Origin of the sequence: Rhodobacter sp. Har01 (assembly GCF_020564565.1) — a bacterium.
Classification (GTDB): domain Bacteria; phylum Pseudomonadota; class Alphaproteobacteria; order Rhodobacterales; family Rhodobacteraceae; genus Pseudogemmobacter.
The window spans coordinates 138,947-151,296 of sequence record NZ_JAJCTD010000002.1; the positions used below are offsets into that span (position 1 = coordinate 138,947).

The 12,350-nt window shown below is 66.9% G+C and carries 13 protein-coding genes; 6 read left to right on the forward strand and 7 right to left on the reverse strand.

Going from position 1 to position 12,350, the window contains the following annotated elements:
- Positions 1-18 precede the first annotated feature (18 nt).
- Entirely contained in the window at positions 19-1,137 is a 1,119-nt protein-coding gene (ald, locus tag LHP98_RS06450) for an alanine dehydrogenase (RefSeq protein ID WP_227251704.1), read from the reverse strand.
- A 144-nt stretch (positions 1,138-1,281) separates the two neighbouring features.
- On the opposite strand from ald, the gene LHP98_RS06455 reads away from it, so the two are divergent.
- Both LHP98_RS06455 and LHP98_RS06460 read left to right on the forward strand, forming a co-directional pair.
- Positions 1,282-1,746 carry an Lrp/AsnC family transcriptional regulator gene (locus LHP98_RS06455; protein ID WP_227251705.1) on the forward strand — a complete coding sequence of 155 codons (465 nt, stop codon included), beginning with the start codon at positions 1,282-1,284 and terminating at the stop codon, positions 1,744-1,746.
- A 21-nt stretch (positions 1,747-1,767) separates the two neighbouring features.
- Positions 1,768-2,229, forward strand: a complete 462-nt coding sequence (locus LHP98_RS06460) for a DUF1801 domain-containing protein (protein ID WP_227251706.1) — start codon at positions 1,768-1,770, stop codon at positions 2,227-2,229.
- A 69-nt stretch (positions 2,230-2,298) separates the two neighbouring features.
- On the opposite strand, the gene rpsU is transcribed toward LHP98_RS06460, so the two are convergent.
- Complete coding sequence (rpsU, locus tag LHP98_RS06465) at positions 2,299-2,505, reverse strand: 30S ribosomal protein S21 (RefSeq protein WP_227251707.1); 207 nt, start codon at positions 2,503-2,505, stop codon at positions 2,299-2,301.
- Positions 2,506-2,614: 109 nt separating this feature from the next.
- Between rpsU and LHP98_RS06470 the strand changes: the two genes are divergently transcribed.
- Both LHP98_RS06470 and LHP98_RS06475 read left to right on the forward strand, forming a co-directional pair.
- Positions 2,615-3,289 (forward strand): COQ9 family protein, encoded by a 675-nt coding sequence (locus LHP98_RS06470; protein ID WP_227251708.1) that lies wholly within the window; start codon positions 2,615-2,617, stop codon positions 3,287-3,289.
- 13 nt (positions 3,290-3,302) lie between these two features.
- The gene (locus tag LHP98_RS06475; RefSeq protein WP_227251709.1) at positions 3,303-4,295 is read left to right on the forward strand and encodes an NAD(P)H-quinone oxidoreductase; all 993 of its coding nucleotides are present in this window, start codon (positions 3,303-3,305) and stop codon (positions 4,293-4,295) included.
- 288 nt (positions 4,296-4,583) lie between these two features.
- On the opposite strand, the gene LHP98_RS06480 is transcribed toward LHP98_RS06475, so the two are convergent.
- Positions 4,584-5,222, reverse strand: coding sequence for a ribonuclease T2 (locus tag LHP98_RS06480; protein WP_227251710.1), 639 nt, complete (start codon positions 5,220-5,222; stop codon positions 4,584-4,586).
- A 128-nt stretch (positions 5,223-5,350) separates the two neighbouring features.
- On the opposite strand from LHP98_RS06480, the gene LHP98_RS06485 reads away from it, so the two are divergent.
- Positions 5,351-6,115 (forward strand): DUF1013 domain-containing protein, encoded by a 765-nt coding sequence (locus tag LHP98_RS06485; protein ID WP_227251711.1) that lies wholly within the window; start codon positions 5,351-5,353, stop codon positions 6,113-6,115.
- A 227-nt stretch (positions 6,116-6,342) separates the two neighbouring features.
- Here the strand turns inward: LHP98_RS06485 and LHP98_RS06490 are convergent, their stop codons facing one another.
- The 4 genes from LHP98_RS06490 to LHP98_RS06505 all read right to left on the reverse strand — a co-directional run bounded on the left by LHP98_RS06490 (position 6,343) and on the right by LHP98_RS06505 (position 11,056).
- The gene (locus tag LHP98_RS06490) at positions 6,343-7,356 is read right to left on the reverse strand and encodes a DNA polymerase III subunit delta (protein ID WP_227251712.1); all 1,014 of its coding nucleotides are present in this window, start codon (positions 7,354-7,356) and stop codon (positions 6,343-6,345) included.
- Positions 7,353-7,832, reverse strand: a complete 480-nt coding sequence (gene lptE, locus LHP98_RS06495) for an LPS assembly lipoprotein LptE (protein ID WP_227251713.1) — start codon at positions 7,830-7,832, stop codon at positions 7,353-7,355. The genes LHP98_RS06490 and lptE overlap by 4 nt, the downstream gene beginning before the upstream one ends.
- The gene (gene leuS, locus LHP98_RS06500; protein WP_227251714.1) at positions 7,819-10,377 is read right to left on the reverse strand and encodes a leucine--tRNA ligase; all 2,559 of its coding nucleotides are present in this window, start codon (positions 10,375-10,377) and stop codon (positions 7,819-7,821) included. The genes lptE and leuS overlap by 14 nt, the downstream gene beginning before the upstream one ends.
- Positions 10,378-10,501: 124 nt before the next feature.
- Positions 10,502-11,056, reverse strand: a complete 555-nt coding sequence (locus LHP98_RS06505; protein WP_227251715.1) for a DUF3576 domain-containing protein — start codon at positions 11,054-11,056, stop codon at positions 10,502-10,504.
- Positions 11,057-11,336: 280 nt separating this feature from the next.
- Here LHP98_RS06505 and LHP98_RS06510 point away from each other — a divergent pair, with 280 nt between their 5' ends.
- Positions 11,337-12,263 (forward strand): porin, encoded by a 927-nt coding sequence (locus LHP98_RS06510; RefSeq protein WP_227251716.1) that lies wholly within the window; start codon positions 11,337-11,339, stop codon positions 12,261-12,263.
- Positions 12,264-12,350 lie beyond the last annotated feature (87 nt).

Here is a 12,350-nt window from a genome sequence, read left to right on the forward strand (position 1 = left end):
TCCGTCGTGAATTGTGGCTTAGATCGTCAGCGCCTCTGCCGCCGGGATGCTGGGCAGGCCCAGGGCAGTGCCGACAGCTTCATAGGTCAGCTTGCCGGCATGGACGTTCAGCCCGTTCAGCAGGTGCCTGTCGTCGGCGCAGGCCTGTTTCCAGCCCTTGCCGGCCAGCGCCAGCAGGAAGGGCAGCGTGGCGTTGCCCAGGGCTTGCGTCGAGGTGCGGGCCACCGCGCCGGGCATGTTGGCGACGCAGTAGTGCATGATCCCGTCCACTTCGTAGATCGGGTCCTGGTGGGTGGTGGCGCGGCTGGTCTCGAAGCAGCCGCCCTGGTCGATGGCCACATCCACCAGCGCGGCGCCGTGCTTGAGTTCGCTCAACTGGGCGCGCGAGATCAGCTTGGGGGCGGCCGCGCCGGGGATCAGCACCGCGCCGATGATCATGTCGGCCTCGCGCGCGAGCTTGATGGTGGTGCCAGCGGTTGCGTAGGCATTCTTGAACTGGTGGCCGAAGACGTCGTCCAGATAGCGCAGGCGGGGGATCGAGCGGTCGATCACGGTGACATCGGCGCCCATTCCGGCGGCGATCTTTGCGGCATGGGTGCCGACCACGCCGCCGCCGATGACCAGCACCTTGGCCGGGGCCACGCCAGGCACGCCGCCCAGCAGCACGCCGCGGCCGCCATTGGCCTTTTGCAGCGTCCAGGCGCCGACTTGCGGGGCCAGACGGCCGGCGACCTCGGACATCGGGGCCAGAAGCGGCAGGCCGCCGCGGTCATCGGTGACGGTTTCATAGGCGATGCAGGTGGCGCCAGAGGCCAGCAGGTCGGCGGTCTGCTCCGGGTCGGGCGCGAGGTGCAGGTAGGTGAACAGGATCTGGCCTTCGCGCAGGCGCTTGCGTTCGATCGCCTGAGGTTCCTTGACCTTGACGATCATCCCGGCCTTGGCGAAGACCTCTTCGGCGGTGCCGACAATCTGCGCGCCAGCCGCGCGGTAATCGTCATCCTCGAACCCCGCGCCGTGCCCGGCCTGGGTCTCGACCAGCACCTCATGGCCGGCGGCGATGGCTTCGCGCGCGGCGTCGGGGGTCATGCCGACGCGGAACTCCTGCGGCTTGATCTCTTTCGGGCATCCGATCTTCATTCTGGCTGTCTCCCTGTCGGCCCTTCGGCCCTGTCGCCACAGGCTGCGGCAGAATCGGCGAAGATGCTTTGAATTCTCTCTGGCCCGGATGCGCCTTTCTGGTAGATTCTTCGAAGAAATGGCGCATGTGCAGGAGATTTCTCCGTGCCTTCCGATCTGGACGCAACCGACCGGCGCATTCTTGCTGCATTGCAGAAGGAAGGCCGCATCACCAATGCCGAGCTGTCGGACCGGGTGAACCTGTCGCCATCGGCCTGCCACCGCCGGGTGCAGCGGCTGGAGGAGGAGGGCTTCATCGCTGCTTACGTGGCGCTGGTCGATGCCCGGCGGTTGGGCAAGCCGACGACGGTGTTCGTGGAAATCACCCTGGAAAGCCAGGCCGAAGAGTTGCTGGATGCCTTCGAGCGTGAAGTGGCGCGGGTGCCCGACATTCTGGAATGCCACCTGATGGCGGGGTCGGCGGATTACCTGCTGAAGATCGTTGCCGAAGATACCGAGGATTTCGCCCGCATCCACCGCCGGTTCCTGAGCCGCCTGCCCGGCGTGCGGCAGATGCAATCCAGCTTTGCCCTGCGCGAGGTGCTGAAGACCACCGCGCTGCCGGTTTGACCAGAGGAAGGGAGACAGACCATGAGCGAAACGCCGAAGCTGCTGAGTGGCGGCAACCCGCAGATCGCCAAGGCCGAGGGCGATGGCCCGGTGCAGGCCTATGTCGCCGCCATGCCGGGCTGGAAATCGGCCGTGGGGCGGCGGGTCGATGCGCTGGTGGGCCAGACGGTGCCGGGCGTGCGCAAGGCGGTGAAGTGGAATTCGCCCTTCTACGGGGTCGATGGCCAGGGCTGGTTTCTCAGCTTTCACTGCTTCACCCATTCCGTGAAGCTGACCTTCTTTCGCGGCGCAGCACTGGACCCGGTTCCGCCCGGAAATTCCAAACAGGGCGAGGTGCGCTATCTGGACATCCGCGAGAGCGAGGCGCTGGACGAGGCGCTGCTGGCGAACTGGATCGCCCAGGCCGCGGCGATGCCGGGGTGGATGACCTCGGGCGCCTCGGCGCGGAAAAGGAAAACCCCCGGCCTTGCGGACAGGGGTTGACCAATCGCGGGCCGTTGCCGGCCCCAGTGTTCGCAGAAACGCCTTGGCGGGCGCCTTCGCGGGCCTGATTTAGATAGCGCCTTCGCGCTGGGCCTTCTTGCGAGCGAGTTTACGGGCGCGGCGGATCGCCTCGGCCTGTTCGCGGGCTCGCTTGACCGACGGTTTCTCGAAATGTTGCTTGAGCTTCATTTCGCGGAACACGCCTTCGCGCTGCAGCTTTTTCTTCAGGGCCCGAAGGGCCTGTTCGACGTTGTTGTCGCGGACGCTGACCTGCATGTGGTTGTCACCACCTTCCTAAGCTAGAGTTGCACTGATGTGCAGGCCGGCGCCCTATAGCAAAGGGGGACGGGACTGTCTACCTTTGCGGCAGGAACAGGAGGCAACGATGGGCGAAGACGAGCGGAAAGAGCGGATTCTGGACGCGGCGCTGGTGCATGTGCCCTTCGACGGCTGGTCCGAGGGCACGCTGCGCGCGGCCGCGGCCGATTCGGACACGCCGCTGGCGCTGGCGCGTGCGCTGTATCCGCGTGGTGGCGTCGATCTGGCATTGGCCTATCATGCCCGCGGCGACCGCGAGATGATCCGGGCGCTGGCCGCCTCCGACCTGTTGGCGATGCGGTTTCGCGACCGGGTGGCACACGCGGTGCGGCTGCGGCTTGCTGCCGCCGACCGCGAGCTGGTGCGCCGCGGCAGCACGCTGTTTTCACTGCCGATCTATGCCGCCGACGGGGCACGGGCGATCTGGGGCACGGCGGATGCGATCTGGACCGCGCTGGGCGACACCTCGGAAGACCTGGCCTGGTACACCAAGCGCGCCAGCCTGTCGGCCGTCTATGGCGCCACGGTGCTGTTCTGGCTGGGCGACGACAGCCCCGACCACCAGACGACCTGGGATTTCCTGGATCGCCGCATCGAAGGCGTGATGCGATTCGAGAAGGCCAAGGCCGCCTGCCGCGAAAATCCGCTTGGAAAGGCGATGATGGCGGGGCCCTTCAAGATTCTGGAAAGGATTCGCGCGCCAAGGATGCCGTCAGACCTGCCCGGTGGCAACGCGAACTGAAAGGCCTCGCGAGATGACGCTTTCGCACTCGATGCTGGCGATGGAGATCGTCGCCCCCGGTGGCCCCGACGTGCTGAAGCCTTGCTCGGTGCCGGTGCCGGTGGCCAGCCACGGCCAGATCGTCATTCGCCTGGCCTGGGCCGGTGTGAACCGGCCGGATGCGCTGCAACGCGCGGGGGCCTATGCGCCGCCGCCCGGCGCCTCGGCCCTGCCCGGGCTGGAAGGCGCGGGCACGGTGGTGGACCTGGGGCCAGGCGTCACCCGCTGGGAGATCGGCGACAAGGTTTGCGCGCTGCTGCCCGGCGGCGGCTATGCCGAATACGCGGTCTGCCACGAAAGCCACGCCCTGCCGGTGCCCGAGGGAATGGGCCTGCGCGAAGCCGCCTGCCTGCCGGAGACCTGCTTCACCGTCTGGTCGAACGTGGTGATGCGCGGGCAGCTCAAGGCCGGCCAGCGGTTCCTGGTGCATGGCGGCACCAGCGGCATCGGCACCACCGCGATCCAGATCGCCAAGGCACTGGGGGCGCGGGTCTTTGCCACCGCCGGGTCGGACGAGAAGTGCAAGGTCTGCACGGACCTGGGCGCGGAAGAGGCCTGGAACTACCGCACCCGCGACTGGTCGCACCTGATGCGCAAGGCGGGCGGCGCCGACGTCATCCTGGACATGGTCGGCGGCGGCTACATCGAGCGCAACATCAAGGCCCTGGCCGATGACGGCCGGCTGGTGCAGATCGCCTTTCTGCAGGGCGCCCGCGCCGAGGTGAACTTTGCCGAGGTGATGATGCGCCGGCTGACGATCACCGGGTCCACCCTGCGGCCGCAAAGCGACCTGATGAAGGCCCGCATCGCCCGCGAGGTGGAAACCCACGTCTGGCCGATGATCGCGCGCGGCGCCTTCAAGGTGGTGATGGACAGCGAGTACCGGCTGGACCAGGCCCCCACCGCGCACTGGCGGATCGAGACGCCCGGCCACGTTGGCAAGATCGTGCTGAAGATCGAAGACTGAATCCGATACGCACTATTGACGTTGCGTCAACAGATTAACGCTTCTTTCACGCGCTTCCCGCGGGACGATTTGTTATCAAAAGGTTAAGGCGGGACCGGGTGTTTCATCCATCCCTTACCCGAAGGTGCTTCCCCAGAGGTTCCCAGGGCCCATTGCTTGGACCATGACGTTTTCTCGATCTTCCCCTCGATCGACTTTCTCACTGTGCCGGTCCCGCCCCACCGGCAAGCCAGATCATCCGGCGCCGCAGTCGGGCCTTCGACTGCCGTCGTCATGGCCAGGCGGCCCCTATCTGACCGCTTCCAGCACCGCATCCTTGAGCCGGCAGTCGCGGATGCTGTCCGCGCCGCAGCGCCGCGGCTGCAGGTCGCGGGTCAGACAAAGCCGCACTTCCTGGATCAGGCCATCCTTGCAGGTGACGGTGATCTGGTCCCGGGTCAGCCCGGGGTTGGCCTCCAGGAAGGCGCCTTCGATCACATCGGCCGGCACTTCAAGGGTCTTGGACATCTGCGCGAAGACGGGCGGGATCGTCACGCTTTCAAAGGCTTGCCGGGCCGTGGCGTAATAGTCTGCAGGTGACAGGCCCGAGCAGCGGCCGTGCTTTTTCCACTGGTAGAAGGCCAGGCCTGCGCCGCCCATGATGTCGGCCATCGCCGCCGTCTCGCCGCGGGTCGGGTCGCGCTCGCCGGTGCGGCACCAGGACGGCCAGCCGTCTTCGTATTGCGGCCAGAGGCCGTGCAGCACGAAGGTCAGCCCACGCCCGGCATCGCATTGCGGGTCTTCACGCGCATCGCCTTCCAGCGCACACCAGGCGGCCGACCACGACAGCGACATCACGTAGTAGTCGAAGGCGCCCGCCCGTTCGCCCTCGGCCCTTGCGGGCAGGGCGGCCAGGGCCAGAAGGGCGGCCGTCAGAAGCGACTTCATTTTCCCTTCCCCTTGCCCCGGAAAGGCACTATACGAACGCCCAATTCCCCGACATCCGAGGAACGCGGGCCCTGCCCGCAGCCGTTTTCCCGGCGCGGGAGAGAATTGTAAAGGCGAAAGGACGTCCGATGACCAAGCCCCTGATGGCGCGCGCCACGGCCGTGTGGCTGGTGGAGAACACAACCCTGACCTTCAAGCAGATTGCCGAGTTCTGCGGCATGCACGAGCTTGAGGTCCAGGGCATCGCCGATGGCGATGTGGCCGGCGGGGTCAAGGGGTTCGACCCCATCGCGTCGAACCAGCTGGACCCGATCGAGATCGAGCGCGGCCAGGCCGACCCGCTGTACAAGCCGAAGCTGAAGTTCAACGCCGCCGCGGTGGGCGAGGAAAAGCGCCGCGGCCCGCGCTACACGCCCTTGTCCAAGCGGCAGGACCGGCCGGCGGCGATTCTTTGGCTGGTCAAGTTCCACCCCGAGCTGTCCGATGGCACCATCGGCAAGCTGGTGGGCACCACCAAGCCGACGATCCAGTCGATCCGCGAGCGCTCGCACTGGAACATCTCGAACATCACGCCGATCGATCCGGTGGCGCTGGGCCTGTGCCGGCAGTCGGAACTGGATACCGCCGTGCAGGCGGCGGCGCGCAAGAAGGCCGCCGAGGGCGCGGTGATGAGCGATGACGAACGCCGCAAGCTGTTCCCGACCGACCGGTCGCTGTCGATGGCGCCGGACGCGCCCAAGGTGCCGGGCGCGTTGACGGGGCTTGAGGTCTTTGGCGACGAGGAAAAGGACGAAACGCCGGCAGGCGACTTTTCCGACGCCGACAGCTTCTTCAACCTGCCCGACGCCGGTGACGACGACGAGGACGAGGAAGACGACGGCCGCCGCCGCTGAGGCCACCCATCTGCCGCAGACCAAGCCCCGGGCCATCGCGCCCGGGGTTTTTCGTTTTGGTGACAGGGTTTGTCATTGGACCGCGGGGCCGCCGTGCCGCATCCTCCGGGGCATCAAAGGTTTTCATCTCCCAATCCTTTTCCCCTTTGATCGCGGTCGCTTTTCCCCTTGCGGCCGCATCGCCCCCCCCCGGCCCGGTCCCTCCCCCCCGGTGCCGGGGGTTTTCCTTAGCGCCGGGTCATCGCGATGCGGATCAGCGCGCGTTCCATCAGCGCCATGCCGGGCGCCCGGCTGGCCGAACGCAGGGTGAGGTCGGTGTCCAGCAGGGCCGAAATCGCCGCCTCAAGCGACCGCGTGCCCAGGGATTGCACCTGCCGCTGCATCCGGTCGCGGCGCGGGCCGAAGATGCGGGCGCGGACCAGCCCCGCCTGCAGCCCGCCGGGGTCGACCGAGGCCATGTGCAGCGCGCGGAAATGCTGCAGCGCGCGGATGCATAGCGTGACCGGAAGCACGCCCTGCCCTTCCAGCCGCCGCATCAGGGTGCCGATGGCCTTGCCCTGGCCTTCAGCGACGGCGTGCAGAAGATCGTCCACCTCGGCCTCGATGGTGGCGGGGGCCAGGGCCGCCACCTCGGCCGGGGTCAGGGGCGTTGCGTCGCCCCATTTGTACAGCCCGATCTTTTCCAGCGTCTGGCGGAAATCGCCCGGGTCCAGGGCGCGGGCCAGCACGCCCAGGTCGGCCATCGCCGCCGGGTCGATCCGGGCCAGCCCGGCGCGGGCAAGCTCGGCCTCGATCTCGTCGCGCGTCGGCGGTTCGTCGTAGAGGCCGATGCAGATGGCGTTCGGGGCCTTTTCGAACAGCGTCTTGAGGGTGGATTTCCCGGTCAGCCCGCCCGCGGTGACGACGATGCTCGCATCGCCCGGGCGCCAATCCTTCAGCGCCGCGGCAATGGTGTCGGTCAGGCTGTCGGTCGCGTCCTCGACAAAGGCCACGCGCGGGCCGGGGAAGAAGCCCGCCTCGCGGATGGCATCGCCGAGGATCGCGGTGCCCTTGCGCAGGTCGGCGGCGGGCAGGCGGGTCAGCCGCATCTCGCCTTCGCCCTGCGGGCCGATCAGCGCCGCAATCGCCTCTTGCCGCTTCAGCGCCACCCGCATGGCGTCGGCGCCAAAGATCAACAGGCCCGCGCGCCCCGGGTCGGGCCTGGCGCAATAGCGCGCGGCCTCGGCCCCCTTCAGGATCATCGCGCCGCCATGTCGGCGATCAGCCGCGTCACGATCTGGTCGGCCAGGATGCGCATCAGCCGCGTCGCCGCGTCTTCCTCGGCCGCCAGCCCGGCCACGGTGGACCCCGTCGCCGCATAGGCGGTGAAGCTTTGCACCCGCCCGCCGGTGACGCGCTGGCCGGCCTCGTCCGACAGGGTGTAGTCGACCACGCCCTTCAGGTTGAAGCGGGTGATCTGGTTGTCGGTGGTCTTGCCGACGCCCACCGTCTCGGTCTGGATCGTATAGGCCAGGGCATAGCGGATGTCTTCCGGCCGGCCAAGGCGCTCTTCGATCCGCTCCACGAAATCAAAGCCGCTCTTGTCGGTCGGGTCCGCGGCCCGCACCCTGCCCTGCAAGACCGTGGCCGCCCCGCCCGGCGCATAGGCCGGGGAGAAGCCGCAAGCCGCAAGGGCCAGCGGCAGCAGCAGGACGACGCGGCGGTTACACGACGACATTGATGATGCGCCCCGGAACGACGATGATCTTCCTGACCGGCTGCCCGGCCAGAAAGCGCAGCACATCCTCGTTCGCCAGCGCGATCTTTTCAATCTCTGGCACGGCCATGTCCTTCGCCACGCTGATTTCCGCCCGCCGCTTGCCGTTGATCTGGATCGGCAGGGTCACCGTGTCATCGACCAGCAGCGCCGGGTCAGCCTTGGGCCATTCTGCCTGGGCACACAGGCCGTCACCGCCCTGATAGCTCCAGATCGATTCGGCGATGTGCGGGGTCATCGGCGACATCAGCCTGGCCAAGGTGCGGATGGCCTCTTTCATCACGGCGGTCGAGGCATTGGCCTTCGCCAGCGTGTTGGTGAAGCCATAAAGCGCCGCGATGGCCTTGTTGAAGGCAAAGCCCTCGATGCTGCGGGTCACCTCGTCGATGGCCCTTGCGGTGGCCCGGGCCAGATCGTCGTCGCCCTCGCCCCGGTGGTCGGCCGGCATTTGGCCGATCCGGTCGCACAGCGCCCAGACCCGGTTCAGGTGCTTGAACGTCGCCTCGGCGCCGCTGGCCGTCCATTCCACGTCCCGCTCGGGCGGAGAGTCCGACATCACGAACCACCGCGCCGTATCAGCGCCGTAGGCCGCGATGATGTTCATCGGGTCAACGACGTTCTTCTTCGACTTCGACATCTTGGCCGAAGGGATCACCTCGACCGCCGTCCCGTCCTTGAGCGTGGCCCCGGCTTCGGAGCGGATCACGTCCTCCGGCAGGTGGAACACCGGGCGGCCCTGCGCGTCGGTGGTCCTGTAGATTTCGTGCGTCACCATGCCTTGGGTGAACAGCGCGCTGAACGGCTCGATGGCCTTGGCCGGCAGGTGGCCGGTCTTGTGCATCGCGCGGGCAAAGAAGCGGGAATACAGCAGGTGCAGGATCGCGTGCTCGATGCCACCGATGTACTGGTCGACGTTCATCCAGTAGTCGACCTCGGCCGCGTCGGTGGGGGTCTTCGACCGGGGCGCGGTGAAGCGGGCGTAATACCAGGACGAATCGACGAAGGTGTCCATCGTGTCCGTCTCGCGCTTGGCGGGCGCGCCGCAGGTCGGGCAGGGCACGTCGCGCCAGGTCGGGTGGCGGTCCAGGGGATTGCCCGGCTTGTCGAAGCTGACGTCATACGGCAGTTCGACCGGCAGGTTTTCCTTCTTCTCGGGCACCACACCGCACGTCGCGCAGTGCACCACGGGAATCGGGCAGCCCCAGTAGCGCTGCCGCGACAGGCCCCAGTCGCGCAGGCGGTATTTGACCTGGCCCTTGCCCAGGCCCTGCGCCTCCATCCAGTCGATCGATCGCTCGATTGCGTCATAAGCCGTTGAAAGGGTGATGCCGGTGAAGTGCTGGTCATAGGCAACTGTCACGTCCTTGGCCGGCACCAGAGCTTCGGTCCCGATGACATTCGTCTCGCCCGGCATATGGAAGGCGTTGACCACCGGCAGTCGGTATTTGCGAGCGAAATCAAGGTCGCGCTGGTCGTGGCCGGGGCAGCAGTAGATCGCCCCCGTGCCGTATTCCATCAGGACGAAGTTGCCGATCCAGACCGCAAGCGTCTTGTCGGGGTAGACTGGATGGCGGACCGTCAGCCCGGTGTCGTGGCCCAGCTTTTCCGCCGTCTCGATGGCCTCTTCGCTGGTGCCGCCGCGGCGGGCCTCCTCGCAGAAGGCGGCGACCTTGGGGTCAGCCTCGGCCAGCGCGCGGGCAATGGGATGCTCCGGCGCAATCGCCATGAAGGTCGCGGCCCGCAGCGTGTCAGGACGGGTGGAATAGCAGGTCAGCGCGGTCTGCCCGGCAAAGGGCGAGGTCAGCGGAAAATCAACCTCGATCCCCCGCGACTTGCCGATCCAGTTCGCCTGCATCAGGCGCACCTTTTCCGGCCAGTCCTTCAGCCCGTCCAGCGCGCTCAGCAACTCTTCTGAATAGTCGCTGATCTTGAAGAACCACTGCACCAGCTCGCGCCGTTCGACCGCAGCCCCCGACCGCCAGCCCTTGCCGTCGATCACCTGCTCGTTGGCCAGAACCGTCATGTCGACCGGGTCCCAGTTCACCACGGCGGCTTTCCGAGTAATCAACCCCGCCGCCAGCATGTCGATGAACAAGGCCTGCTGCTGGCCGTAATACTCCGGATCGCAGGTCGCAAACTCCCGGCTCCAGTCGATCGACAGGCCAAGGGGCCGCATCTGCGCCTTCATGTCGGCGATGTTGCCGTAGGTCCAGTCCTTGGGATGGCCGCCACGTTCCATCGCGGCATTCTCGGCCGGCATCCCGAAGGCATCCCAGCCCATCGGATGCAGCACCGAGAACCCCTGCGCCGCCTTGAACCGCGCCACCACGTCGCCCATGGTGTAGTTGCGCACATGGCCCATGTGGATGCGCCCCGACGGATAGGGGAACATCTCCAACACGTAGTACTTCGGCCGCGCCGGGTCATGCCGGGCCGCGAAGACGCCCGCCTCGTCCCAGGCCGTCTGCCACCGGGGTTCGATCACCGAAGGGTCATAGCGCGACATCTTGGGGCCTCATGCAGGACATTCGGCGCGGAGTTACACCGGCCCGGACCGGAACGTCCACCCCTTCATCTTGGCCGAAATACCCTGCGGGGGTGCGGGGGTGCAAAACCCCCGCGTCGCGGCGTCACAGCTTGCTGTCACGCACCCGCAACTGGCGCGCGCGGGTCAGGATGGCGTCTTCCACCGCCCGATGCGTTTCCGGCGAGACCGCCCCGCCCCCACGGCTTTGCAGCGACACCTTCAGGCTGCGCGCGTCCAGGGCCGGGTCCTGCACATAGACGGTGGCACGGTAGGCCCGCCCGCCGCCGGGCGGCACGCCATAGCCGGTGACGATCACGCCGGTGAACGGATCGACCGACTCGATCGGCAGGAAGTTCAGCACTTCAAGGCTGGCCTGCCAGAGATACTTGTTCACCTCGACCGTGGTGTTCGGATCGTCCGAGTTCTTGAACAGGTCCCAGATCGTGCCCTTGCGCTTCTTGCCGTCGTTCTGGGCGGCGTCCATCGCGGCGATCTTGGCTTCCGAGCGCTGGCGTTGCTCGAACTCGGCTTCGGTGATCACACCGTCACGGGCACCGCCGAACAGACCCGAATCCCCGCTGGCGAACCCCCCGCATCCGGCAAGCGGCGTCAAGAGGCCAAGGCAAAGCGAGGCGCGCAGAAGGACGGACGGCGACATGAAGCTCTCCGGTCGGCTACAGGGGTTCTGTAGCCGAGCCATGACAGCGGAACAAGGTCTTTGACGGCGAAAACCCCCGGAGCGGCACGGGCTTGCGCGCGACGGCGGCCCGACCGGGGGCAGCGATCCTGACTGTGGCATCCCTGCACCATGAACCGCCCGTTTGCCCGGCGGGGTGCCGATGCCGTTGCAATTGAACCTCTGACGGCCGAAATACGATCCATACCCAATTCGGATTCCCCTGAGTTGGGCTACATCCTTGAGTCAAACGAGGGAAACGATGAAAAAACTTCTTCTTGCGACCACCTTCCTGGCCGGTTCGGCGGGTCTGGCCGCTGCCGAAGTCGCGCTGAGCGGCTCGGCTGAAATGGGTATCTGGTCGAACGAGCTCGGCGACATCGCCTTCTGGCAGGAAGTCGAAGTCAAGTTCACCATGTCCGGCACCACCGACGGCGGTCTGGAATTCGGCGCGGTCGTCGATCTCGACGAAGCTGAACTGACCCGTGGCGACGGCTCTGATGATGACGGCACCACCGTCTACGTCAAGGGCGCCTTCGGCAACCTGACCATGGGCGACACCGACGGCGCGCTTGACTGGGCCGTGCAGGATGCCGGTTCGCTGACCTCGATCGCCGACGACCACACCACGCACATCGCCTACTTCAACGCCAACGCGTATGATCCGGGCCCGGGCGACGGTCAGATCGTTCGCTACGACAACACCTTTGGTGCCATCGGCTTCGCGATCTCGGCCGAACAGGGCGACGACGGCATCGGCGCGGTTGACGACATCATCGGCGTCGGTGTGAAGTACACCGCCGATCTGGGCGGCACCGCTCTGAACCTGGGCCTCGGCTACCAGGATGCCGGCAACAACGGCTCGGTGATCGGTGTGTCGGCTGGTGCCGAACTCGCCGGTGGCTTCTCGGGCATGATCGGCTACCTGGCCTACGACAACGACGCCGCTCTGCGTGACACCCACCTCGGCGTTGGCCTGACCTACACCACCGGTGCGCTGTCGGTTCACGCGAACTATGGCGATCTGGAAGATACCGCTGGCGTGTCGGTCGACTCGTTCGGCGTGGCCGTCAACTACGATCTGGGCGGCGGCGCTGCGGTGCAGTTCGGCTACGGCTCGGACGTCGACATCGACGGCGTGGCTGGCTCGGGCGAACAGTGGTCGCTCGGCCTGGGCATGTCGTTCTGATCTGACGATCAGGCACATCACGGAAGGGCGGGCTTCGGCCCGCCCTTTCCTTTTGCGGGCGCGGGTTTCTTCCCTTTGCCCGGACCC